17 protein-coding genes and 1 CRISPR repeat array (1 of these 18 running past the window's edge) are annotated in these 25,816 nt (G+C 62.5%); of the genes, 11 read left to right on the top strand and 6 right to left on the bottom strand.

Going from position 1 to position 25,816, the window contains the following annotated elements:
• Positions 1–24 precede the first annotated feature (24 nt).
• Together N4264_RS21460 and N4264_RS21465 are read left to right on the top strand one after the other, a co-directional pair.
• Positions 25–555 carry a (2Fe-2S)-binding protein gene (locus N4264_RS21460; protein WP_261694261.1) on the top strand — a complete coding sequence of 177 codons (531 nt, stop codon included), beginning with the start codon at positions 25–27 and terminating at the stop codon, positions 553–555.
• Entirely contained in the window at positions 552–2,801 is a 2,250-nt protein-coding gene (locus N4264_RS21465; protein ID WP_261694262.1) for a xanthine dehydrogenase family protein molybdopterin-binding subunit, read from the top strand. Before N4264_RS21460 ends, N4264_RS21465 begins: the two co-directional genes overlap by 4 nt.
• A 32-nt stretch (positions 2,802–2,833) precedes the next feature.
• On the opposite strand, the gene N4264_RS21470 is transcribed toward N4264_RS21465, so the two are convergent.
• The 4 genes from N4264_RS21470 to N4264_RS21485 all read right to left on the bottom strand — a co-directional run bounded on the left by N4264_RS21470 (position 2,834) and on the right by N4264_RS21485 (position 6,177).
• Positions 2,834–3,631, bottom strand: coding sequence for a hypothetical protein (locus tag N4264_RS21470; protein WP_261694263.1), 798 nt, complete (start codon positions 3,629–3,631; stop codon positions 2,834–2,836).
• Between the two features lie 67 nt (positions 3,632–3,698).
• Positions 3,699–4,556 carry a hypothetical protein gene (locus N4264_RS21475; RefSeq protein WP_261694264.1) on the bottom strand — a complete coding sequence of 286 codons (858 nt, stop codon included), beginning with the start codon at positions 4,554–4,556 and terminating at the stop codon, positions 3,699–3,701.
• A 214-nt stretch (positions 4,557–4,770) separates the two neighbouring features.
• Positions 4,771–5,340, bottom strand: coding sequence for a glycine zipper 2TM domain-containing protein (locus tag N4264_RS21480; RefSeq protein ID WP_261694265.1), 570 nt, complete (start codon positions 5,338–5,340; stop codon positions 4,771–4,773).
• A gap of 135 nt (positions 5,341–5,475) precedes the next feature.
• The gene (locus tag N4264_RS21485; protein ID WP_261694266.1) at positions 5,476–6,177 is read right to left on the bottom strand and encodes an alpha/beta hydrolase; all 702 of its coding nucleotides are present in this window, start codon (positions 6,175–6,177) and stop codon (positions 5,476–5,478) included.
• Positions 6,178–6,419: 242 nt separating this feature from the next.
• Here N4264_RS21485 and fusA point away from each other — a divergent pair, with 242 nt between their 5' ends.
• From fusA to N4264_RS21505, 4 genes are all read left to right on the top strand, one after another.
• The gene (gene fusA / locus N4264_RS21490) at positions 6,420–8,462 is read left to right on the top strand and encodes an elongation factor G (protein WP_261694267.1); all 2,043 of its coding nucleotides are present in this window, start codon (positions 6,420–6,422) and stop codon (positions 8,460–8,462) included.
• A gap of 244 nt (positions 8,463–8,706) precedes the next feature.
• Complete coding sequence (locus tag N4264_RS21495) at positions 8,707–10,632, top strand: WD40/YVTN/BNR-like repeat-containing protein (RefSeq protein ID WP_261694268.1); 1,926 nt, start codon at positions 8,707–8,709, stop codon at positions 10,630–10,632.
• Between the two features lie 60 nt (positions 10,633–10,692).
• Positions 10,693–10,839, top strand: a complete 147-nt coding sequence (locus N4264_RS21500) for a DUF3096 domain-containing protein (RefSeq protein WP_261694269.1) — start codon at positions 10,693–10,695, stop codon at positions 10,837–10,839.
• Between the two features lie 137 nt (positions 10,840–10,976).
• The gene (locus N4264_RS21505) at positions 10,977–12,416 is read left to right on the top strand and encodes a hypothetical protein (protein ID WP_261694270.1); all 1,440 of its coding nucleotides are present in this window, start codon (positions 10,977–10,979) and stop codon (positions 12,414–12,416) included.
• A 249-nt stretch (positions 12,417–12,665) separates the two neighbouring features.
• On the opposite strand, the gene N4264_RS21510 is transcribed toward N4264_RS21505, so the two are convergent.
• Positions 12,666–17,633: an RHS repeat-associated core domain-containing protein gene (locus N4264_RS21510; protein WP_261694271.1), complete on the bottom strand. Its 4,968-nt coding sequence runs from the start codon at positions 17,631–17,633 to the stop codon at positions 12,666–12,668.
• A 1,338-nt stretch (positions 17,634–18,971) separates the two neighbouring features.
• Here N4264_RS21510 and N4264_RS21515 point away from each other — a divergent pair.
• The 4 genes from N4264_RS21515 to N4264_RS21530 all read left to right on the top strand — a co-directional run bounded on the left by N4264_RS21515 (position 18,972) and on the right by N4264_RS21530 (position 22,800).
• The gene (locus N4264_RS21515; RefSeq protein WP_261694272.1) at positions 18,972–19,295 is read left to right on the top strand and encodes a hypothetical protein; all 324 of its coding nucleotides are present in this window, start codon (positions 18,972–18,974) and stop codon (positions 19,293–19,295) included.
• Positions 19,296–20,306: 1,011 nt separating this feature from the next.
• The gene (locus N4264_RS21520) at positions 20,307–20,720 is read left to right on the top strand and encodes a hypothetical protein (protein ID WP_261694273.1); all 414 of its coding nucleotides are present in this window, start codon (positions 20,307–20,309) and stop codon (positions 20,718–20,720) included.
• Between the two features lie 75 nt (positions 20,721–20,795).
• Positions 20,796–21,722, top strand: coding sequence for a hypothetical protein (locus N4264_RS21525; RefSeq protein WP_261694274.1), 927 nt, complete (start codon positions 20,796–20,798; stop codon positions 21,720–21,722).
• A 286-nt stretch (positions 21,723–22,008) separates the two neighbouring features.
• Positions 22,009–22,800: a Fic family protein gene (locus tag N4264_RS21530; RefSeq protein WP_261694275.1), complete on the top strand. Its 792-nt coding sequence runs from the start codon at positions 22,009–22,011 to the stop codon at positions 22,798–22,800.
• A gap of 21 nt (positions 22,801–22,821) precedes the next feature.
• On the opposite strand, the gene N4264_RS21535 is transcribed toward N4264_RS21530, so the two are convergent.
• Entirely contained in the window at positions 22,822–23,892 is a 1,071-nt protein-coding gene (locus N4264_RS21535; RefSeq protein ID WP_261692906.1) for an IS630 family transposase, read from the bottom strand.
• A gap of 154 nt (positions 23,893–24,046) precedes the next feature.
• On the opposite strand from N4264_RS21535, the gene N4264_RS21540 reads away from it, so the two are divergent.
• On the top strand, positions 24,047–25,030 hold the full coding sequence (locus N4264_RS21540) for an IS5 family transposase (RefSeq protein WP_261692799.1): 984 nt from the start codon (positions 24,047–24,049) through the stop codon (positions 25,028–25,030).
• Positions 25,031–25,738: 708 nt separating this feature from the next.
• Positions 25,739–25,816: direct repeats of the CRISPR family, unit length 32 nt; it runs 2,273 nt beyond the window's last position.

Consider the following 25,816-nt stretch of genomic DNA (forward strand, 5'->3'; position numbering starts at 1 on the left):
CGCATCTGCAATGCGGAGAATTTCATGCCCGACACCCCCTCCAAAGGCGCCAAGCCGCCCGCGCCAGGCACCCCGACAGCCCCGTCGGGAACGCTCGAGCTGACCATCAACGGCGAGACCTACCGCCACAAGGGTGCGCCGGACATGCCGCTCCTGTGGTACCTGCGCGACGTCTTGCACCTGACCGGCACGAAGTACGGCTGTGGCGTCGGCCAGTGCGGCGCCTGCACCGTGCACGTGGATGGCAAGGCGCAGCGCGCCTGCCTGTTGCCGGTCAGTGCGGCGGCGGGACAGTCCATTACGACGATCGAAGGCCTGGCCAGCGCCGACGATCTGCACATCGTCCAGCAGGCCTGGATCGATGAAGACGTCGCCCAGTGCGGCTACTGCCAGGCCGGTCAGATCATGGCCGCGGTCGACCTGCTCAAGCGCAAACCCCAGCCGACCGATGCGGATATCGCGCAGCTGACCAACCTGTGCCGCTGCGGCACCTATCCGCGCATCCGCAAGGCGATCAAGCGCGCCGCGCAACGCCTGGGCGAGGTGAAGCCGTGACGGCCGGCCTGTCGCGCCGCCAGTTTCTGACGGTGATGCTGTCGGCCACCGGCGCGCTGGTCGTCGGCGTGGGCCCGGCCCGGGCCGCCGCAACGGCCGCCGTGCCCCCGGAATTGCTGGGCGATGCACTCACCTCGCTGGGCGCCTTCGTGCGGATCGAGCGCAACAACCGCATCGTCATCGGTGCACGCGGCTGCGAGATCGGTCAGGGCGTCATCACCTCGCTCCCCATGCTGATCGCCGAGGAACTCGACGCCGACTGGACCCGCATCCGCGTGGAACAGCTGCCCTACGGCTACGAACTTGGCCCGGACGGCCCGCGCAACCGCTATGGGCCGCAGGGCGCCGGCGGCAGCACCAGCATTCCGACCGGCTGGAAAGACCTCCGCCAGGCCGGCGCCGTGGCGCGCTGGCTGCTGATGGAAGCCGCCGCCCAGCAGTGGCAGCTGCCCCGCGAGCGCCTGACCACCGAGGCCGGCCACGTGGTGCATCCGGACGGCAGCCGCATTCCCTACGCCGAACTGGTGGAAAAGGCGGCCGCGATCCTGCCGCCCTCGGAAGCGGTGCCGACCAAGTCGCCGGACCAGTTCCGGGTGATCGGCAAACCCGTACGGACGGTCGACGCCCACGCGATCGTCACCGGCCAGACCCGCTTCGGAATCGATAGCTATGCCGGCGGCGCACTCACGGCCGTGATCGCCCGGTGCCCGTACCTGGACGGGACGGTCGGCAAGGTCGATGACAGCGCGGCACGCGCCATCGAGGGTGTGGAAGATGTCTTCACCATCGATGGCCCGGTTCCCGGCTCGGCGCTGACGACCAATCTAGCGGCAGGCGTCGTCGTACTGGCACGCAACACCTGGGCCGCGCTCAAGGGACGTAACGCGCTCAAGATCGAATGGAAACAAGGCCCCTGGGCCGAGGAGTCCAGCGCCCGTCTGGAAGCTGCCGCCGAGGAGGCGATGAAGGGCGAAGGCAATGCCATCCGCGCCGATGGCGACATCCCCAAAGCAGCAAAAGGCGCAAAAAGGAACCTTTCCGCAACCTACCAAGTGCCCTTCCTGGCCCATGCCACGATGGAGCCGCCGCACGCACTGGTCAAGCTGGAAGGCGAACGCGCGCTCTTCATCGGTTCGCTGCAGGACCCCAGCGGCGCCTCGGTCGTCATCAGCGACCTGACCGGCATCAACCGCGAGAACATCGAGATCCGCATGACCCGCGCCGGCGGCGGTTTCGGCCGTCGTCTCAAGAACGACTACGTGGCAGAAGCTGTCATGGTGGCGCGTAAGGCCGGCAAGCCGGTCAAGCTGATGTGGTCGCGCGACGACGATCTACGGCACGATTTCTATCGCCCCTACGGCCTGCACAAGCTGGCTGCCACCTTCGACCGGAAGGGACAGCTCACCACCTTCAAGCACCACTGCGCCGCCACGCCCGTCAACTATCGCGCAAAAGACCTGGCCGACGAGCCCGCGCATATCGGGTGCCTGGAAGCCGACGATTTCCCTGCCGGCCTGATGCCTCATTTTGAACGCCGGTTCTTCGCACTGGAATCGGGCCTGCCGCGCGGCTGGTGGCGCGCGCCGGTGCATGCCTTCGGCGCATTCGCGGTGCAATGTTTCCTCGACGAACTGGCCGTGGACACACGCCAGGATGCGGTGGACCTTCGCCTGAAGCTCCTGGGCGAAGCGCGTGACCTGCCCTACTCCGGTCACGGTGGTCCGCAGTTCAACACCGGTCGCCTGGCCGACGTGCTGCGCCGTTGTGCCGATGCCATCGACTGGAAGCGCAAACGCACCGATGGACGCGGTGTAGGCATTGCCTGCCACTTCACCTTTGGCGGCTACGTGGCGCATGCGTTCGAAGTGTCGGTCGAAGGCGGCGAACTGCGCATCCATCGTGCCATCTGCGTGGCAGACGTCGGCCGCGTAGTGAACCCGCTCGGTGTCGACGCCATGATGATGGGCGGCACCATCGACGGCATTTCCACGGCACTGAACCTGGCCATCACGGTGAAGGACGGACAGGTGCAGCAGTCGAGTTTTGCCGACTATCCCATCGGCCGCATGGCGCAGATGCCGGCCGAGGTCGAAGTCATCGTGGTGCCTTCAGAGCATGACCCGAGCGGCGCCGGGGAAATGGGTATTCCCACCGTGGCGCCGGCATTGGCCAATGCGATCTATGCCGCCACCACGGTGCGCATCCGCAAGCTGCCGTTGCTGGCCGAGCTCAAGCGGCTGCTGTGAAAGCTTCCGGCGCGTCCTCGCCGGCGCGCCGATCAATCCTGCCAGTCGCAGCTGGCACTGGCCTCCGACGCCCGCACCGCCGCCTCCTGTGCCGTGTGCGGGTTGTAGAGCCCGACATGCGACAGATATTTCCGAGCGATACCTTCGCCGACACTCTCGTCGGGGGTGTAGGCCTTGGCGAAACGGGTGGATTTGCACCGCACCACGTTATGGCCGCGCTGGCGCAGCTCCTTCGCGGCGGCCAGGCCCTGGCTCAAGGGGTCCATCGGCTTGGCCGATTCCTCGGCCGGCGGCGCGACGCGCAGGCTTCCGTCGGCGTTGTACAGGCGCGTTGTCAGCACCGGCGTCTCGACGATGGCTTCCACCCCGGGTGCCACGGCGCCGGCGGCAGCGGCCTGGCGCGCGCTGCGTTCCTGCCGCGGCGGTGCGGGTGCATTGGCCGCCTGCCCTTGCTGCGGCGCCGTCACCGACAGCGGCGGCATCTCGTGGACCAGTGGCGGCGCAATGCTCGGCGGCGGCTCGCTCCATTCGATCAGCGAAACACTCACCACGCCGGCGCGTGACTCCGGTTCGAAGCGGGGTCGCATGAACTGCTGCATCAGGTAGGCCAGCAGCAGGTGCACCACCACGACAATGACAATGGCGATGCCGATGATGCGCCGGTCATAGGCTGGCCGACGCCACCGCACCTCGTGCAGCAGGGCACGCCGCAACGGCAGCACCTGTGCCGCCGCACGCGCCGGATCGATCCGCGGCGGAACGGGACGCGGGGGCGTCGCCGAAGGCGCAGGCGACGCGGGGTCGCGGTGGACGGGCGGAGCAGTGTTCATGGAAACGGGCACATAGGCGCGCCCAGTTTAACGGCGCGCTCCGCGTCGGGTATTAGAAACGCGTTACTCACTCGGGCTTGTGCTCCCAGGGCGCCGGCTCCCAGGGGGTTTCCTCATCAGCCGGCGGCGTCCGCCGGGGCTTGAAGGGCGGGTTGACCCGCATCTTCTTGAGCCCCTCCGGGTTGGGCGGGGCGAAACCCCATCCGCAACCGCCAATGACCAGGCTCCAGGCGCAACTGATGCGGGATCCCCAGGGGGTGCGAAACGACTTCTTCACCGTCGCGCGCCGGACGAAACGCTCGACGGCCGATTCGTCGCTTGGCGCCCAGGCATCCGCAAACGCAGTCTCACGCGGCTTGTAGGCGTTGCCGTGCTTCATGAACGGGGCGGTTTCCCCGATCACATTGGCCTTGTCGCCCAGGGACTTCCTCGGGGCATCCAGGGAAACCTGCAGGTCACCCTGGGGCGAATACAGGGTCAGGGGCGCGGCGGGCGGGGGTGGCGCGTCCGTCGGGGCTTCCAGCCTCTGCGCCGGACGTGCGGACGGTGCCGCTGCCAACGGCGCCTTGCGGCGCGACGTCGCCGCCGACGGGGGCGCGGTGATCACCGGTTCCGATTCCGGAACCACAGCAGGCGGCGTCACGGGCAGCGCGTCGGGCACTTCAGCCCGCTCGATCAGACGCACCTGCAACACCGGCTCGTCCGGCAACGGCTCGGGCCGCGGCCAGGAGAACAGGGCATACAAGTGCAGCAACAGTGCGACGAGCGCGGCAACTGCCATGCGGCGTCGCTCGGCACGGTCGGTATCCGGCAGGAAGGCGCTGGCACGGCGCCGATCGATCAACACCTGCGCAGCGGCAATGGCCGGATCTTCCGGCGGCGCCACGACCTCTTCGCGAAAAATGGCAGCGGCGTTCGAGGACATAGGCGCTCGCAAAAAAGTCGGGCGAGCTTAGCCGGCGTCCGCTAAATGTCGGCTTAGCCGGGCGGGGCTTGCGCGGTGACGCCCTGTCCGCGCCCAGAAAAAAAGACGGGCACCGAAGTGCCCGTCTGTCCCGATCCCGGCCTCGTCCTGAGGCCGGGCTGGCAGCTGTTGGAGAAGCTGCCTGCCGTTTCCGAAGGAAGCGGCGTGTCACCCTTTACTCGGCAGGAACCACGCTGCCGTTGACGCGAACCCGCAGTCGGTTGCCCGGATGATGATCCATCGTGGTGTGATAGATATCACCGTGGTAGCGGTAGGTCACGCGGTAACCCACTACCTCACGATTGGCCCGATAGTTCGTCTGGCGACGACAACGGGTTTCATAGTCCTGCGTGTAGTAGCCGCGGGTCTCATGGTAGTCACCGCGACGACGGGCGCTCTCATGGCCGATCGAACCACCGATCACGGCGCCGGCGATGGTGGCCGCCTTGCGGCCGTCGCCCTTGCCGACCTGGTTACCCAGTGCGCCGCCGACCACGGCACCCAGGATAGTCGGGCCTGTGGTATCCCGACGCGACACATGACCGGAGTGGTAACGCGTCACGGGTTCGTCATAACAAACTTCCCGACTTACCGGATAGCGCGAACGCTCGATGATCGGATCCACATCCACAACGGTCGCCCAGTCGTAACGCGGACCATAGTAATCGGCGCGCTGGTAGGCGAATGCCGGGCTGGCGAGCGCCAGGCCCGCCGCCAAAACCAAGGTGCTACGAATACTCTTCATACCGCCTCCTAACCGGGCGTCAATTGCCCGTACGTGGCACCACGGTAGGTCTGCGGGACTGAATTCCCTGTTAATTCCGATAGTTAGATTGCGTTCATTCAGGGGGCGTTGGCGCGGGTGAATTGTGCGCATAGATCACCGGCCACGCTGTGCCCACTCCAGCGCCAGGCGTGCCGCCTGGGCCGCATCGTGTCCGAGCAGTGGCGAGACATGGCCGCCTTTTACCATTGTGTATAAATCACACTCCCACGCCGCTGCCAGTGAAACACTCGTGGCGTGGGGGACATCCTTGTCATCACCTGTGGCAATGAGCAGGCAACGGCAATCGGGTCGCGCGACTTCGACGCCCGCATGGGCCTCGCGCAATACGGCTGCCGATTCATCCCGCCAGCGCCGGTAGGCGTACAGGCGCGCGGCCGCATCGGCGTCCGGCATCGCCCGCACCGTCGAGGCGAATTTCCGCCGGCTGGCCCAGGGCACCACGTCCGCAGGTCCTTCGTAGGGTGGCAGGTGCGGTTCGATACCCCAGGGCGGCACGGAATTGACGAGGACCAGCCCGCTCGCCCCGGCCCCGCGCGCAATCTGCGCAGCGACCAATCCGCCGAGACTGGCCCCTGCCAGCAGCAAGCCGGGCCATTGCGCGGCGATCTGCCGCATCTGCCCGACGTAGTCGTCAAGGACGGTATGCCCGAGCCCGCCCGCGGCGGGCTGCCAGTCCGGCGTCAGCACGTGCCACCCGTGTGCCGCAAATACGCGTCGCCAGATGCCCCATTCCCAGCCGCCGCCACCGGCGCCATGGATCATGAGGACGACTGGCCTGTCTCTACCTTCCGACATCGACATCATTTCCGTTGACCTCACCGCGGCCTGTCCACCGCCAGCCTTTCCACGCAGCGACCACCATCCCGCGACGCAGCTTGACGGTTTGGTGACAAGCAGCAACCCTATGCCAGACGCGCCGACCCTGCGGCGCGTCCCCGCCATGACCGCCCGCCCGAGCTGCCGCTCGAAGGGCACGCTCACCTGAGCGGACGACCATGACGGCCCTTCAACCACGCAGTCGCTGGGAGGGTCTGGTCATGTCCTATAGTACCGATGGCATCCGAAACATCGCGCTCGTGGGTCACGCGAGCGCGGGCAAGACGACGTTGTTCGAAGCGCTGCTGCAAGCCGGCGGCGTGATACAGACGCAAGGCAGCGTCGATCGAGGCACCACGGTGTCAGACTTCGACCCGATGGAGAAGGAACGGCAACACTCCATTGCCGCCGCCATCGCCTCCATCGATTCCGGCGACTGCCATATCAACCTCATCGACACGCCGGGCGGGCCCGAATTCCGCGGCCCTACGCTCAGCGCACTCGCTGCCGTGGAAACCTGCGCCATTGTCGTAAATGCCCACAACGGGATCGAATTCAGCACGCACCGCCTGATGGACTATGCCGCCGCCCGCGGCCTGTGCCGGATGCTGATCGTCAACAAGATCGACGGCGGCAACTGCCGCGCGCTGGTCGAACAGCTGCGCGAGACGTTCGGCCCCGAATGCCTGCCGGTAAACCTGCCTGCACAGGATGGCAAGAGCGTCATCGACTGCTTCTTCAAGCCCGAAGGCGTGAGCGACCTTGGACCCGTCGCCGCCGCGCACCAGCGCATCATCGACCAGGTGGTCGAAATCAACGAAACCGTCATGGGTCACTACCTGGATGAAGGCGAAGAAGGCCTCTCCGGGCAGGAACTGCACGATGCCTTTGAACAATGCCTGCGCGAAGGGCATCTGGTACCGATCTGCTTCGTCTCGGCGCGTACCGGCGCCGGAGTCAAGGAACTGCTCACACTGATCGAGAAACTCGCGCCCAATCCGCGCGAAGGCAATCCTCCGCCCTTCGTCAAGGGCATCGGCGCCGATGCCACGCCGATCAGCTGCGCACCCGATCCCGCCGCGCACGTCGTGGCCGACGTGTTCAAGATCGTCAACGATCCCTTCGTCGGCAAGCTCAGTATCTTTCGCGTGTACCAGGGGACCATCCGGAAAGACACGCAGCTGTTCATCGACGACGGCAAGAAGCCGTTCAAGGTAGGGCACCTGTTCAAGCTCAAAGGCAAGGATCACGTCGAGATCGACCAGGCCATCCCCGGTGACATCGCCGCCGTGGCCAAGGTGGAGGAAATCCACTTCGACGCCGTCCTGCACGATTCGCACGACGAAGACCACATTCACCTCAAACCCCTGGATTTCCCCGTCCCGATGTTTGGGCTGGCCGTGGAGCCCGCCCACAAGGGCCAGGAACAGAAGCTCGCCACCGCGCTGCACAAGTTGTGCGAGGAAGACCCCTGCTTCCGTGTCGAGCACAACAAGGAGCTCAACGAGACCGTCATTCGCGGCCTATCGGATCTCCACCTCAAGCTCACGCTCGAGCGCATGCGCGACCGCTACGGCGTCGAGGTGAAATCACGCCCGCCACGCATCGCCTACCGCGAAACCGTCGGCGTGAACGCCGAAGGTCATCATCGTCACAAGAAGCAGACGGGCGGCGCCGGCCAGTTCGGCGAAGTATTCCTGCGCATCGAACCGCTGGAACGCGGAGCCGGCTTCGAGTTCGTCGACGCGGTCAAGGGTGGCACGATTCCCGGCCAGTTCCTCCCCGCCGTGGAGAAAGGCGTGCGCCAGGTGCTCGAGCATGGCGCCATTGCCGGCTACCAGATGCAGGACGTGCGCGTCATCGTCTACGACGGCAAGTCGCATCCGGTCGATTCCAAGGAAGTGGCGTTCGTCTCCGCCGGCAAGAAAGCGTTCCTGGACGCGATCTCCAAGGCACGTCCCACGCTGCTCGAGCCGGTCGTGAACATGGAAGTGTTCGTTCCCGACAACCACATGGGTGATGTGACCGGCGCACTGGCCAGCAAGCGGGCGCGCATCAATGGCACTGATTCCGCCCACGGTGGCGAGATCATCATCAAGGCGCAGGTGCCGCTGGCGGAAGTGTCCGACTACCAGACCGAGCTCAAGTCCATGACCGGCGGCCGTGGCCGCTACGCCATTGAATTCAGCCACTACGAAGCAGTGCCGCCGAACGTCCAGAAGCAACTGATGGACGCCTACAAGCCGCGCGTGGAAGAAGACTGACCTGCCCCAGCGCCTTGCCCGCCGATCCTTCGGCGGGCAAGGCTGTCTCCGCTGTGTCGCGCCGTACTGACGGTGCTCCATTGATACAGACGCAGCGAAACCCGCATCCCCCTACCCTGTCCCCGCCCCCTTCTTTCCGAATTGGGACGGGTCTCGCACTTCCCGCAATTACCACTTTCCACAGATTGCATTCTCCAAATGCGATTCGTATACATCCGCCGCCCCTCCCCCTGATGGAACGCGTATGGATACTCGAATGAACGCATTGCTGGCCGCGCTGTTGCTGGCCAGCTCTACCTCGCATGCCGCCTGGACCGCAAACGGACCTGACGGCGGCTATATCTTCGACTTGGTCACCCACGGCAACGCCGCGCTGGCCGCTACCGGCGACGGCATTTATCGTTCGATTGACGGCGGCCTGCAGTGGGCACGCTTGGGCGACCTGCCACGCGGACTGGAAATGTCCAGCATCACGGCCAGTCACAGCGGAGAACGTCTCTGGGCCACCTCGCAATGGAGCTCTGACGTCTTCCGCAGCACAGACTTCGGACGGACCTGGACCCGCCACGAGGCCAACTTCGCGACGGACGTCGTGATCCACCCGCTGCGTAGTGAGAGCCTGATCGCCTACAACCGCTACAACGATATACCGATGGTTTCCCAGAACGGCGGCGAATCCTGGCGCCGCGTCGTCAGCCCTGCGGACTTCCGGCCGGAAGCCATCGCCGCAGATCACGCCGTCGCGTATGCGTTCTACGCTGCGGTGGACGGCGGACTGATGCGCTCCGTGGACGGCGGCCTGAATTGGACACCACTCCCCAATGCCAGCTACTCCGAAACCACGGACCTCGTAGTCGATCCCTTCGACCCAAACATTCTCCTGACCTCGCACGGGCGGATGGTTGCCGGATCAGTCGGCCGCTACGTCGTCAATAGCCAGTCTTACACGCGCCCCCAATCCGGCAGCAGCAGTGCACTGGGCCTGGTGGCTGATCCGACCACGCCCGGACGCTTCTGGTGGTCGGCGATCTCGCTCAATGGCATCTACAACAGTGATGTCTATGAGTCGACCGATCACGGTAACAGCTGGCACCTCGTCAGTAACTCCTTCGTCCGGCCGCTCGCGGCCAACGCTCAGCTGGCTGGCCATGTGTTTGCCGCGCGCGCCGGCGGCGGACTCGCCCTCTCCGTCGATGCCGGTCGTACCTGGTTGTCGGCCCATCGGGGAATTCCCCTGGCGGCAACCACGCACGTGCTGGTGGATCCCACCAACCCCTATCGGATCACTGTCCTCGCCGACGGGCGCCTGCAACGCAGCAACGACGGCGCCGGGTCCTGGCATGCGCACGGCAACCTGCCAGACGTCCCGGTCACGGCACTGGCTCGCGCACCGTCCAATCCCGCGTACCTGCTGGCAACGGTCTGGGATTCGAGCCTGTATGCCAGCCAGGACAACGGCGCACACTGGCAACGCATCGCGGCGACACCCAATGTGCCGCACAACCTCACTGTCGACGCCACCGACAGCCGCAAATTGGCGCTGACAGACGGCTTCCAGGCAAGCTGGAGCGATAACGGCGGCACCGACTGGCGGCCAGTGATCGTCAGCGGTGGCGACGTCTCCCTGCGCTACCTCGTCACGCGCCCCAATGGCGCCATCCGCTACTACGGCCTCGTCGACTCAAGCGTCGCCAAGTACCACGTAGTGCGCGCCGAACAACACGGCGCCCTCTTCCAGGCGACGAGCGATCGCGAGGTCTCGGCGCTGGCGGTGCATCCCACCAACGATCTGCAGCTGCTGGCACTCGAGATCGACGACGACGGCCAGCACTTTGCGACCTGGCATTCACGCGATGGGGGCGACCATTGGACGCAGCGGGGTTCGATCGTCACGCCATCGCCCGGATTTTCCGCGCAACTGACCTTCGACACCTGCGACACGCAGACCGTTTATGCTCTGGCGGGTGATCGTGCGTGGCGGAGCACTGACCAGGGCCGCACATGGCAAGAGGAGCCCCTAGGCATACCGAGCAGTTCGCACTACGCGCTGGTTTCCGCCTGCCATGAGGGCCGATCGCTGGTCGTCGCGGCCACACGAAATGCGGGCGCACAGGTTCGTACAGCAGAAGCGATCGATCGGGTGTTTACGAACGGCTTCGAGGCCGATTGATACAGCTGGCGGCCGGCCCCCATCCTCGGGTCCGGCCGCCGGCACCGACAAGGAGGATCTATGACCATCCATTTCGCCATCCAGCCGCTCCTGGCCCTCGCTGCCGGCATCCTTATCCTGGTCCGGCCGAAGATGCTGAATCTGATTGTGGCGGTCTACCTGATCGTCATCGGAATTCTCGGCCTGTTCCCGGGCCTTCGCATCTAAACAACGGCCACACGGCGATCGAGCATTCCGGCGGCCTGCCAGCCGCCGCGCCCGTCATGCGCTTTCGCCGGCCCTTTTCCCGCACTAGACTGCGCGCCCCGTGGCGTGGCCGTCCGACGGTTACGCCTGCCTGCCGTGTGACTGCCGTCGTGCCTGTTTACCGCCACCTCCTGATCCTGCTTCTGGGAATCGCTCCGGCCGCCGCCGAAGTCGAGCCCGTGCTCGACAGCGCGGCGATCGTGCAGCCGGCATTGCTCTCGGGCCCCGGCTTCACCGTCAGCCCCACCGCCACGGTGCGCGGCTTCATGGCGCAGTTCGAGATCACCACCGCTTTCGGCCCCCTCGTGGCCGAAAGCGTGGAACTGCTTGCCATCCGCCAGGCGGAAATCCCCGCGATTGAAGCGCTCGAACGCACCAGCCGCACCGAAGCCTTCTCGCAGGCGCTGAAAAATCGCGCCGAGAAAACCGGCAAGGCCGTCTGGCAGGTAGCCACCCATCCGATCGACACGGTGACGGGCTTGCCCGCCGGCGTCGCGCGCTATTTCGTCAAGCAGGTAAATCGCTGGACCAACCGCGCCCAGTCCGTGAGTGATCGCGCCGCGCGCGAGTTCGGCAGCAGCGGTGATCCCTTTTCCGAGCCGCAGGCCCCCATGGGCACCGCACGCGCATCCGGCGGCGACGCATCAGAAAAGAAGGGCAAAGCCTGGTACGAACGCGCCGGCAAGGAAGTCAGCCGCGAAGTCAAACGCCAGCTCGACTTCGGCAAGATGCGACGCGAGCTCGCCAAGCACCTGGGCGTGGATCCCTACTCCAGCAACCCGCTGCTGCGCGAACGCCTCGATCGCCTCGCCTGGGCCGCCGTAGGCGGCAACCTCTCCGCCGGCGCCGCGCTCGACAGCATCGGCGGCGCCGCCGCGCAGGTGCTCAGCGTCACCGGCCAGCTCAACACCCTGGTGTGGGAACTCGACCCGGAAAACCTGCGTGAAGCCAACCGCGTGCGCTTCGCCCGCTGGTGCAGCGACGATTTCGCCGTTCGCCAGTTCCTCCGCCGCGGCGGATTCACCGACACCTTGCGCACATCGCTCGCCGATTCCGTCGAAGCCCTCAAACCTGCCGCCGGCTGCAACGACCTCGTCGAAATCGCCGCGGGCACCCGCACCGAACTCGAAGCCCGCTACCTCGTCAACGCACTGACCCTATTGCGCCACCACGGCGGAAAACCCGGCGGCAAACTCTTCGTCGTCGGCGCCGCCATCGTCTGGCGCAGTACTGATGGCAACCTCATCCTCCCGCTGCCGCTGGATTGGATGAGCTGGACCGACGACATGGCCGCGTTCTTCGACAGCCCCCAATTCGCCAAAGAATCGAACAAAACGCTGCTGCTCACCGGCGAAGCCTCGATGCAGACCCAGCGCGAACTCACGCGTCGCGGGTGGCACCTGATGGCGCGAACACCCTATCCGGGAGCACCGGCGTATGCGGCGGATATTTCACAGGGGCTTCCACAAACGCTCGATATGGAACCGGCGCAGCTTCTGTGTGTGGGGGATGTGGAGGAGACGGCGGCGTGTTTGTGAGGTTCGGCCGGTCGCATCACTCAGAACGTCGAATCAACGCCTCTCATTCTGCGAATCGCGTAACCGCCGAACCTCCTCCACTCCGGCAATCGCGGGATAGCGGCGACGCTTCCGGGGAAGCGTGAAGGTGCCGGCGAAACGCAACGATACTGTCCGCCGCCACGCGAGCCGTTAGCACGAGCTGAAACTCCACCGAATAGAATGGGCGCAAATGCGCCCATTCTTGACCAAAAAACTTTGTGGCGGAATCTACTTCTCGTCGAACGCCTTGGGGTTTTCCCCACAGGTGCTCTTGCAATCGTTGTACGTATCAGCAGCCCAGTCCCAACAATTCTGTACGCCGACTGCTGTCGCGCTGTATTTAGGCCTTGGCCTGGTAATCATCTCCCGCAGGCACTTCTCCTCGCAATCGCCGGGTCCCTGCGGTTGCGCAGTACATTGCTCTTCACTAAATTTTTCATTGGAGTCCGCACCTTCACCATAAGCCGTGTCCCAAAACGTCTTTGGCCCGTGGCCTCCGCAGTCCGGCTGCAAACCCGGCACTGCGGAAGATGCACAGAGGAAATCGTGTGGGACTTGGCGTAGTCCGCGCATGGGACGCGTGCACTTGTATACGGTCAAGCCGAATCTGTCGAACAGCGACTGGGGTCGCTGAAATGCATATCCATAGGTACTCAGCCCACCGCGCAGTCCAATCGGGTCACTTTCAACATAGCGTCCGGTGGAAGCTTCATAGTCGCGGAAGTAGTTGTAGTTCAATCCCGTCGAAGCATCCAAGTACTGGCCCGGGAACCGGAGCGAAACGTCGATGCCCCCTGGAGGAACGACAGCCGCATTTTCGCCGAATGCGCTCGCAAAATAGTCCCACTTCCATTGCTGGGCGTTGTTGCCTGGATTGATTGCAACCCGGGGCGTGCCCAATGGATCAGTTTCCAAATAGCTCGCCAGACCATTCATCGCGACCGCTACCGGCACGTCGTCAACGTACAAATATTCCACCGCACCAGACCCCGGATACTCCGCTAGCAATACGCCGCTTTCGCCGAAGACAAACGTCCGTCGTGTGTCGACGATGTTGGTGCCGGACTCGCTGCGCATTGTCTTTCTGACCCGCTGACCGAGCGCGTTGTACAAGTACAGTGCCGTCATCGTGGAACCAGGTTGGTGGTTGCATGTCTCCGGATCGGTACAGACTAGGCCGCCGGCCGTTTCCTGAATCTTCGCGCTATTCAGCCGATTCCTGGCGCCATAGGTAAACGTCGGAAGCTGATTGTCGGCCCGCGCCAGTGTGTTGCCACTCCCGTCATAGGTGCGTGTTGATGAACCGACCGTGCCCAACCGATGCGTTCCAGGCGCATACCCATAGTTCTCGACCGGCTGACCGGCAATCAGCTTGGACAGACGGTCGCCCGTCTTGTTGTACGAATAATCTTCTCGCGTAACTCCGAGCCTGTCTTTCACCAGCGTCAAACGGTGCAGCGAATCGTATTCGTACTGCCGTTCCGCCGGCGTGGCCACTCCGAGCTCAGCCGCGGCGGTAATCTCGCCCATTACGTTTGTCGTGAACTCGAGATTGAAGCCTTCCGCCCCAGCGGAACTGGTGATACTGTCGATGAGGTAGTCGTTGTCGTAGGTCTTGGTCGAAGTACGTCCATTACCATATGTCACCACGTTTACCGGGCCAAACGGGTAATACGTGATGTTCGAAACAACGGCAGTCGAACTGGCGGACGGGCTCGGCCTCCAACTCAACCCAGTGACACGTCCCAATCCATCACGCGAATAGGTCGCTTCCGCTCCGCTGGGATAGACAATCTGGATGAGGCGGTCCGCCTTGTCGTAGACGTAGGACACAACAGACGTCAACGGCGCGGAAACTCCACCGGCCGTGGCAACATACTGCGTCTTGCGCGTGATGTTGCCACGGCGGTCGTAGCAGTAGGTCGTGGCACCAGACTCGTCACTGACCTGAGTCAGGCGCCCCATTGGATAGGACTCCGTACACCCTGTCACCGCATTCGACTGGTCATAGCGAAACGCCACATTCTGCGTCGAATCCGGGTAGGTCAATGAGACCCGACGATTCAGGCTGTCAAACGTCACAGCGGCGGTAATGCCCCGATTATCCGTCAGGCGTGTGCGATTTCCTGCCCTGTCGTAGACATAGTCAGCGTGCCCCGTATCTGGACTATCCAGTGCGGTCTGGTTCCCAAGGCTGTCAAACGTGTACGTCGTGGAAAGACTATCTGGATCAGTCACCGACTTGACTCTACCTGCCGTGTTGTACACGTAGGTCGTTCTTGACTGTCGTGTTTCCGGATCCGTACCAGTAGCGTCACGCAGCATACTGGTGAGGCGGTTTAGCCCATCATATTCCTGTATGGTTTCCACGCCGAAGGCGTCTTTGGTGCGCGTCAGGTTGCCGTTTCCATCGTAGCCAGGGCTCTCAAAGACCGGCACGGAAAACGCGTTGAGCTGGGCAGTCAAACGATCCAGCGAATCGTATGTACGTGCCATTGCAAACTTGAGCCCGGTGGAGGGCGAATTCGGGTTGTAGCTGGAATCGTAGATGCCTTCGCCCACACGCTTGCCGGACTTGTCCAGAGTGTAGTGCACGCGATTGCCCCCGCTATCGATCACGTCGGTCAAGCGTCCAGCCGAATCGTAAACGTATGTGTTGAAAACGCCATCCGGCAACGTCACCTTGGTCACATTTCCGTGCGTATCGTATTCAAGCCTGGTCGTTGCGTCGGCAAGCCCAATATTGCCTGTACCCAATGCGCGCACATAGCGCCGAATCATTCGCCCTCGCTGGTCGTAAGCGAAGTCGGTGAAGCTGCCATTGGCATCTTTCATGCGCGCGACCTGTCCGTCACGCGTGTAGGCAATCCGTTCTGTAACGTGCCCTAATGCGTTGACGTGTTTACGCAGGTCGCCAACGCGATGACAGGGACCGGCGAAATTTCCGCAACCCGACTCGTCGGACACCGTGAAGTAGCGGAACGTCTCTATGTCATCGATCCCGTTCATACCCTCTTCGGTCGGCAGGCGCGGCCCGTTTACCGACTTCAGATTCCCGAGCACCGGACATTCGACGGAAGCGTTCGCGACATCCGCCGATTCACAGTAGGTGTAAGTCCACCGGCGAACTCCGAGCGGTGCGGCGGAGGCGGAATCGCACGCAAACGCCATAGCTGCCGAACTGGTCGCATCTACATGGCATCGTGCAGTGACTTGTTCGCGCGCATTGTAGGTCCAGCGGGTGACCTGTTCGATGACGCCCTGGCTGTTCTCAACAGTGCGCTGTACGGGCTTTGCAAATGTCGGATGCCACTCCGTTCGCGTCGTGCGGGCTGGCGCGACCGCCGGACGATTTGCCGGAGATGGGCAGCTGAAATATTTCGCGGAAATTCCGAGATGGTCCGCATGCCTGGCGCCGGGGAATGGCTGGTCACTGGTGCAGGTCTTCTTCTCGCAATCCGCCATAGCCGGGCCAACGGTGGTGCCGACCGGGCACCCGCTGGACGCCGTAGCAGCTTGTACGGCTTCTTTCCTGACGATTTCGAGTCCACGGCTGTTGTAGTCACGGTCGGTCGTGTAGCCCCGACCGTCAGTGGTCAGGTCAGCCAGACCGTTTTGGTCGTAGACGGTGGATTTCGTCGTAGTTCCACTGCAGCCGGTGCATCCCAACGTAGCCTCGGAAAGCACGACCTTTCCGTTCCTCACAACGCCTTGGATGGTCTCAGTAGTGAGCTTCGGATGAGTAACAACGGTCGCCGTCCGAGTTTCATTCAGCGTATACGCGAATGTGTATGCGATATCGTCCGCCGGGTCGTTCTTGTTGCCGACCAGATAGGACTTCGTCGCCAGGCTACGCAGGGTTACACCACCGAAGTTCTGCATCTGGTTGTATTCGTAGGCGGTATAGTCGACGCCATTCCGCAGCACCCGCTCCAGAAGGATCTCGCCGGTATCCGTTCTGTAGCGGTACTCGCGTGTCGCCGCGTCCGGATACGACACCAGTCGCAGCACCCCTCGACCGTAGCTGTCCGGCGTGTCGATCGTGTACTGAATGGCTTCCCCATTAGGAAGCGTGACTGAGGCGATAGTCGGCGATGCCGAGGACGCATAGTTGAATACAAGCTTGCGGCCGCTGGTGTCCTGTACTGCCGACAGACGTCCATTGGCATCGTATGTCAGCGTAGTGCCGCGCTGACTACGATCCTTGACACTAACCAGCCGGCCGACGTCGTTGTAAGTTTCGACGCGACCGCTTTGATCAACGATTTCATAGCCGCTCGCTGGCGTTCCGCCGAGAACGGTGAGTGTCAATTGCTCATCAATGAGTGTGCTCTTTCCACCGGAGAAGTCTCCGAATATCGAAAGATAGCCATCGGGTCGGTAGGCGAGCACCGTTCGATAGGCGCCGTCGCCAGAGTCGATGACGTAACTTTCGAAGTTGTGACGCCATGCGTGGCCGACAGGCCAGTCACCGGCACCGTAATTCGGACCGAAGCTGTTGTAGGTACGCTGCAAGGTGAGCGCGCCGGATGACGAGCTATCCTGCCAATCGATCTCGACCAGCCGCTTGTTGCCAACAAGCGCATCGACGGGTTGGCCGCGCCGCGTCGTGCAGTTCGTCCGCCCCTTCTCGTTGAACCATCGCTTGACGCACAGACCTCGCTCCTCGAACGAACCAGGCGGACAGAAAATGAACCGGGTATGCTGCCACTTGTTCAGTCCCCACGGCTCCGGAGGGTTGCATTTGCCCTCGTTGCGCGCGCTTCCGGTGAACGCGTAGTAGGTCGTTCCTTCGACAGGAATCCGGCGCTCGGCAATAGGTTTTCCGTAGATGCAGTCGCTGTCGCTATCGGTTTTCCACGGCTTGTCCATGTTGAAGTCGGTCGAGCAGAACTTGACCGCCAGATCTGTACCATTTTGCGCAGCCATCGCTGCGTCATTGAACCAGAACTTGTTGATGTGGCACGCGTGCCGAAGATCGTGAGGATTTGGCTGCGGAAAGTTCGACGGGTAGACGCACTCGCTCTTCCACGGTGAGAACAGAAGGGCGCTACAGCGCTGGTCCGGCGGGCACGGCGGTGTTTGATAGGCGGGGCATTGATGCGCCGCGTTCACTACGCCCCCGACAAGGAGGAACAGTGACAGCAGCCACCGCCCGCCAGCGGCATGCCTGCCACGAAATATGTGTGGTGCCATTTCCAGATACCTCTCTGCAGAATCGATACGACAATCACGCCGGTTCGGCCCACCATGGTGTCCCGCGCCTCACAGGCGTCAGGCGCATGCGCCGGCCCTTGTTCGCTCCCCCTCAACTGCGGTGGCGCGCCCTTCCAGACCGGGAATGCGGATTTGCCCACCCAAAGTGATCACGCAGCGCACCGAAATCGGTCGTAGCTCGCAGTTCTAGCGTGCAGTTAGTGTCGCGTGGTCGTTCTGAGCGAGATCGTGATCAGGCTCAGCACCGTTTTACGGGGGAGGGGCATCGATCCGATGTTCGGGTGGCTACCCGACACGCGGCCACGGCAGAACGCGACCAGTTCTTTCCAGTACGTCGCAACAGTCGCCCGGGTACCACACATGGCCGACCAGCTATCGCTCAGCAACTGGTTCGCATCAGGCGACATTCACCGAGTATCACCCGAGCAGTCGTCATCTCCAGTCGTCCGCCCCTTCAAAGTCCACCCGACCGCCGGTGCAAGTCACCCACGCGTGATACGCAATCACCCGTCGCCGCCTGATAGTTACCCGGTGGTGTCACTGATTTTTGCTCAGCGCCGCATGATTTCCGTCCAACGCCGCCCGCGCGGCAGGCAAAGGCGGGTGAATTTCAGTGGGCGGTGACCAGTATTCGTCCGCACCCTTGGCTGAAATTTGGTCACACGTGAGTGACGCCCGGTCACGCGCCAGTGACTTTCAGCGGGCGTCCACTGCCCGGCAGGCGCCGAAGCGTGATTGCCAGTGAACGATGCCAATTTTCCGCTCAGACGTGGTCGGCGCCATCCGAGAGGTGCGCGATGCGCATCCAGAGCCTGCTGACCCTATGACGCCCATACCGCGCCGCCTGGAATTTCTGCCACCCTACGGATTGACGCCGTCGCGCTGGGTTCGTAAGAATCACCTCGCTGCCGCCAAATCGGCAGCCCAGGATTGGCCTCCTGGTATCGTTGGCGCTCAAAAGCGCCCATCCGTCGATGCCGGCGCTTTTTTCACGCCCAGTCGTCGGCTGGGCGCCCTATTGCCCCCAGTTTTATGGCGGGCGGCGCTTGGCAGCAGCAATGCTGGCCGGTTCCAACGATCCGGTAGGCCAACCAGGCGTCGTCCGTCACCGTTTCGGGTCCGGTGACGGGTCATCCCCACTCGTCGAGGACACGCAATGTCTCTCCGCATGGAACGCCCGTTCGCCGATCGCGAACGTTTGCCGTCGAGTCGTACCCGCCGCCTGCATCCGGTTTCGCGCCGGTGCAGGCGGTTGCATCGCAAATCCCGGGCCCCGCTGTCGTGCCCTGTCCGCCCCGCTGCATCAAGGAGCGGCGCATGAGCCATTCCCACGATGACGATGATCAGGTCGACACCTCGCCCGAGTACGGCATCCACGATGTGCTCGTACCCGCGCTGGCCGAAGATCACCACGACTTTCCGCGCATCCTCCGCGCCGCACGCCACGTACGCGACACCACGCTTGCCAGCCTGCGCACCGTCGCACAGCTGCTACGCGCGGCCGCCAACGGCGACAACCCACGTCGGTCGGACCTGATGCACGACGCCGGCCACGTCGTCGCCCAGCTCACCGAATTCATCGACGCGATGACAACCCTGGAAAGCCATGCCGACTTTCAACGGCAGCGACTGGCGCGCTGATCTGCCATTCCCTGTAGGTTGGCGGTGAACGCAGCGAACCCCGACATCGGGCCTCTATGGCACCTCGGCCTGTGTATTTTGCGCCCTTGCTGGAGTTCGCTGCACTCACCCCAGCCCACCGTTGTGCACTTTCAGTTTTTGTCGCGTAATTCACCCCGGGTGCGCTGCGCTTACCCAGGCTACAGGGAGCACTGCTTTTATAGCCCGGGTTAACCCGCAGGGTTCACCCGGGGTGGGGCTGCGACCACGATACGAGAACTGCCACGCCTCACGATGTTGCACTGCGAACGTCACAGGAAACACCGTCAACCGCACCGGAGCGGTTGACCCATCCAAACAGCGCGGTGCGTCTTTCCGGAAGACTCACCCGCTGCGCACGATGGAACGGTGTTTCCGGTGACGCTTGCCATGAAAACCACCGGTGACTGCTATCCCTCCGACAGCGCCAATCGCGCGAGCGCTGTCGGGCACGGGGCTGTGCTGACGAGTGCAGCCGTGACAGCCAGGGTAGCGGGCGCCGGTTCCTATTCTTCGTTGCGGCTGCGGCGAAGTCCTGCGCCCCTCGATCCACTCAGCTACCTACCGGTGCTGCGCAGACGCCGCCTTGAACGGTGCCACACGGTCTCTCCGATGGGCGAGGATCCTCCTCATGTTCAATCCTGTCCGAAAGCACGACCGCGCAGGACTGCAATTCATAAGACGAGCGTCCCGTAGATAACTCAAGACGGAACCGACACCAAATCTCAGCATCTGAGACTACCATTTGTATACTGATTACTCAGGGGACGTTTTTCACACCATGGACAAGGAACGAAGACGATGCAAGACGCAGGTCACCCCACCACTGAGAATATGGACTCTGTTGGGCGCGAGATTTCCAATAGCCGCTCACGCGCTGTGCGGACGGCGATTCGCGCTGTTTTCACGCTGATTACGCTCGTCGGCGCCAGCGGCGCTACCGCACAGTCATGCCTTACGGGTTGTGACGATGGTGACGGCCAAGGTCAACCCATGCCAGCCGTACCCGTCATCGGGTTCATTTCGAACTGGGACCCATGTGCAGCAGGGTGGTGCAATTTCGACGGCGGCAACAATGATGAGCCAGATGACGTAGGTAGTGGCGGAGGCAGTGGCTCAAGTGGCAGCAACGACGGAGGCGATTACACCAAAGTTAAGGCCCGCGCGGCCGACAATGACAACGATTGCACATCGCAGGAAGAATGGCGCCTTGCGGCTGCAAATGCTCGCGCCAACCTGGTGGCACCACAGGTGGAAGAAGGTGACTTTATTGAGGTACGGCTCTCCGACGGGATGGTTGAGCGCTGGGAATACGTCTGCGGAGGCAGGTTCTGCGCCGGCACCGTCCTGGCGCCCTATCCCGTAAAATCCATGTGTCGCCAGGAATTCGACTGGTGGGCGCCGTAATCTAGGGCCACGCGCGGTCCGCCCGGCGGTAGTGCGGGCGGATCGCAACGAACAGAACCATTCAGGAATCGTGAAATGTCGGTCAGAAACTTCGCACTTGGTGGTGTCGCGGTAGTCGCGGTGGTTGGTGGAATCGCCGTGTTCCACAATGGCAGAATAGCAGTCGCTCCTGATGTAGCAACACCGGCAGCGTCCGCGGTCACTGGATCGACATCGACCGTGCCTTCCACCGAGTCCAAGCCGCTGAAATTTGCTGACAGACGTGCGGAGGCAATCTCGGCACTTTCAGGCAGCGATTCGGATCGGTGGATCTCGACGTGGCGGAGCACCCTCTCACAGATGACCGCCAGCGAGCTTTGGGATCTGATGACCGATCCCGGTGTATCGGGCCAACGTGAGGCGAAAACACTGCGCGACCAAATGATCAAGGGTTGCACTGTCGCCGTAGGAATAGCCGAAAAGGGCGAAGATCAGAGTAATGCGGTAAGCGAATGGTGCTCCATGTTCGCTCGTCGAGGTGGCATGGACTACCTGCGCGAACAGTCTACCGCGCTGATGCAGGACGCGGACCTTCAATCCGCCCCGCATCAGGTTCTTGGCCCGCAGAAACTTCGTGGAACGCAAGCCGAACGGGCCGAAGAGATTTCAATGCTTGAGTCCGCGCTACGCCAAGCAAAGGATCCCTGGACGGCAAAGGCGAGCCTCCGCTCTCTGTGGGCTTATCGTAGCCAATTTCTGCTGGACGATTGGTCAGCTGTTGAGCAACTTTCGAAATTCCAGCAGGAACGAATCCGTCACGTTGTATCTCTTGACTACGCCTGCCGCATGACTAGCGATTGCGACGCAAACAGCGTGTGGGTGGTAGAGCTCTGCGCACTCAGTCCGGGGTTGATTTGTCCACGGGGCGCCGGAATGGATCAAGTGCTGGCTCAGAATCTCTCTCCGGCAGAGATTGCCTTGATCCAGAAGATCCTGTCGAAGATCACGGCGGTAAAGAGCTGAAGAGCCTTCTATGCATACCGCAGACGGCGTTCGTCGTGGTGATGGCGGCCACGCACCCTATACAGTCTCTGGCTTTGGTCGTGGGTCGCGCTTGTCCGTACCGACGCCGATCTCGGGAAATATCTCGACCTACTTCGTACCATGCCGGGTCTCAGGTATGACAATCGCATCATCCACGCCAAACGCGCCTGCTATCACTGCAAGCAGGTGCAACTTGCTGGGAACGGGGATGTTGGCCGTTGCGCGCGACGGTGATGGTTGCGCTCCCTCCGTACGCATGAACGCAATGCGAGCGTTGGACCTTCTCCGCGCACACGGCTGGACGACGGACTCGCTTTGCCGCGCACATGCCATTTTGCTGGGCAATGACCGATGCGTGCCCTCCCGCTTTCGAGATAGCATCGCGTGGGTGGACGGAGCATCCCCGTCGCTGGCGAAATTGATTCCGCCACCGACGTCAGCCCTCCATGAACTCATGCACGACTTGCTTACCTTCACCGGATCGTCGAGCCCCACCTGGTTTCGGCAAGCGATCGCGTACTACCAGTTCCTCCACATTCATCCGTTCAGTGATGGAAACGGGCGCATGTCGCGGCTTCTGGTCGCCTCGATTGCCGGACACGGCGCGCATGACCAGTCCGAGGCACTTGCAGTTGCCATTGCGTTGACACTGAATCGCGTCGCCATGACGCGCCATTTCGATGCAGTGCGCGACGGTGACATTCAAATCTACCTTGATCTGTGGCACAGGCTCGCAGCATGGGCTGCGGGATTCGTCGGTATCGCCGTCCAGCACGAGCAACGACTGCAAAGTGAACTGATGACGGTGGTCGGCCCCGGCGCCGGGCAACTGCTGACTCATCTGTGCAGCGCTGCCGCAATCCATCTGCATTCAATCGGGAAGCGCCTCAACTGGTCGAGTAAGATTTTGGCGTGTCGCGAGCAGCAGCTTCGGTCAGCGGGGTGGATTACCGGGGCGTCGAATGAGCTTACCTGTCCTCCCATAAATCGGACCAGGGTCGATCTCATGAACTCGCTCCGTACGGATACCGCTCGGATTCTCGCTTCGCAAAGCTAGTGTGGTGTTCCATTAATACGCTTAACTAATTGCGCGCCCCAGCCGACCGACACTCGCGATGATCTGGTCGGCAGTGCGTCGCCAAGTGAACGGCTTTGGATCTTGGTTGTGTTGGTGCAGGTATTCGCGAATGGATCGTTCGAGGTCGGCGACGCTCACGTGTGCGCCACGCTTGAGCCAGCGCGTGGTCAACGTGGAGAAGAAGCGCTCCACGAGGTTGAGCCATGAAGCCGATGTCGGGGTGAAGTGCAGGTGGTAGCGCGGACGCTGAGCGAACCAGCTACGCACCGCCTCGGTCTTGTGCGTGCCGTAGTTGTCGAGGATGAGATGGATGTCGAGACCTTTCGGCGCATCGCGGTCGATGGCATTGAGGAACTCGAGAAACTCGGCACTGCGATGGCGGCGCTTGAGGCGGCCAATCACCTTGCCGGTAGCCACATCCAGGGCAGCGAAGAGCGAAGTGGTGCCGTGGCGCTGGTAGTCATGCGTATGCGTTGCCGGCTTGCCGAAAGTCATCGGCAGGCCAGGCTGCGTGCGGTTGAGCGCCTGAATCTGGCTCTTCTCATCCACACACAGCACCAAAGCCCGGTCAGGTGGCGCCAGATACAAACCCACAATGTCACGCACCTTGGCCACGAAGTGCGGATCGGTCGACAGCTTGAAGGTCTTGGTCAGATGTGGCTTCAAGCCGAACGCACGCCAGATCCGATGCACGGAAGTCGCCGATACGCCGCTGGCCTGGCTCATCGAACGCACGCTCCAATGCGTGGCTTTCGTGGGTTTGGCTTTGCGGGTGCGTTCGATCACTGCCTGCACGCACTCATCGTCGACCGAACGCGGACGACCAGGACGCGGGGCATCGGTAAGCCCGGCAAAACGATACGCCGCGTAGCGACGGCGCCACTTCGATACCGTCTGCTCCGAGACAGCGTACTTCTTCGCAATCGCTTCCCCACCAAGCCCATCTGCGCACGCCAGCACGATTCGAATCCGAAGCTTTTCGTCTTCGGGCGCTTTGCGTACTGCCAGCTGCGCCAGCAATTCGCGCCGCTCATCGGCAGAGATCTCGAGCTTGCTGATCGGTCGACCCATGCGCGCCATCTTCGCAGTCTCCGTCGGGGACTACGAGAGATTACTCCTTTGGCCAATTAATTCAATCTATTAACGGAACACCACACTAGGGAAGGTCTGAACAAGTCCGACCCGATTGTGTTGAGATAGTACCCTCCCACACAAAGGCACGCGCATGGACCAGATGAGCTTCGGCGACTCCGAGTATGCGAGCAAGCGCAAACGGACCCGCCGCGAGGTGTTTCTGGCAGAGATGGAGCAGGTTATTCCCTGGACGATCCTGCTGAACTTGATCGAGCCGGTGTATCCGAAGGCTGGCAATGGGCGGCGACCGTATCCGCTGAAGGTGATGCTGAAGATTCATCTGATGCAGAACTGGTTCGGGCTGAGCGACCCGGCGATGGAAGAAGCGCTGTACGAGATCGCGTCGATGCGCCAGTTCGCGAGCCTATCGTTGACGAAGCCGATCCCGGACGAGACGACGATTCTCAATTTCCGGAGGTTGCTGGAAACCTACGAGCTGGGTGCCGAGATTCTGGCTCGAGTGAACGGCTATCTGTCGCGCAAAGGGCTGATGCTCAAGCGCGGAACGATGGTGGACGCCACGATCATCGCAGCACCGAGCTCGACGAAGAACGCCGGAGGTGAACGAGATCCGGAGATGCATCAGACGAAGAAGGGGAATGAGTGGTTCTTCGGCATGAAGGCGCACATTGGCGTGGATGTCGACTCCGGACTGGTGCACACGGTGACGACAACCGCAGCGAACGAAGCGGATGTGAATGAAGCGGAGTATCTGCTGCACGGCAAGGAAAGCGTGGTCTATGCCGATGCCGGTTACACGGGCGCGGACAAGCATTCGTCGCGCCGAGGATTGGACTGGCAGATTGCTCGTCGACGCAGCAGCGTGAAGGCAATGCCGGAAGGACGCCAGAAGCGTGCGATCGAGAAAGCGGAGAAGCGCAAGGCGAGTATTCGCGCGCGCGTGGAGCACCCGTTCCGTGTCGTGAAGCGTCAGTTCGGCTACGTGAAGGTGCGCTTCAAGGGACTGGCGAAGAACACGGCGCAGATCCTGACGCTGTTCGCGCTATCGAATCTGTGGATGGCGCGAAAGCGATTGCTGGCGATGACGGGCGAGTTGCGTCCGAAGGTGGCATAGCGCGTTAAAAAGGCTGCTATTTGCAGCCTTTGCAAAGCAATCTCGTTCGCTCTGAACCGATTTTCATCACCACCGGCATGCGACCGAGTCTTCAGACAAGCAGTTTTCGAGGCTTGTTCAGACTTTCCCTAGAGGAGAAGAGACGTTGGCAGTTAGCCGACCTATCCATAGTTACAATTTGTGCACACGACGCATAATTCACCTCCGGCACGGCACCCAAGCCGCAGGCGGAAAGGACCTCTCGGCACACATCCGCCTCGAACCTACGAATGCTCTTCACTGTCCTCTCGTCAAATTGCCGGAAGGCTAGCTTTGAAAGCCGATCGAGGGCCCTGCAAGAGCCTCAACTGGGTCTATTAGACCGATCCGCCGGTGGCTCCGTTAGGACGATCCTGGAGCGGCTCCATTGAGACGGTCGGTGCCACCATGTCCGGGTTAGAATCCACGCGCCCGATCAGGGCGCGACGCTTCTCTCCCTGCGCAGGACTCTGCAGTATCATGTTTCAATCCACGCAAACCCCGTGCCCGCAGGGCTCGACCTTTCACCGCCGTCGTGCCAACCGTGATCTTCGAGTTTCAATCCACGCGCCCGCGCAGGGCGCGACTGGCGCGAGCTCATGATTTTCGTTGCCCCCCTGGCGGTTTTAATCCACGCCCCGCGCAGGGCGCGACCGGCGTCCAGGCCGACGCCGGCGACGACGCCGCTATTTCACAATCCACGCGTCCGCGCAGGGCGCGACCACCGCGTCTGCTGCTGCCTGATAGCGTTCGGTGTTTCAATCCACG

Source organism: Tahibacter amnicola, from assembly GCF_025398735.1.
GTDB classification, from domain to species: Bacteria; Pseudomonadota; Gammaproteobacteria; order Xanthomonadales; family Rhodanobacteraceae; genus Tahibacter; species Tahibacter amnicola.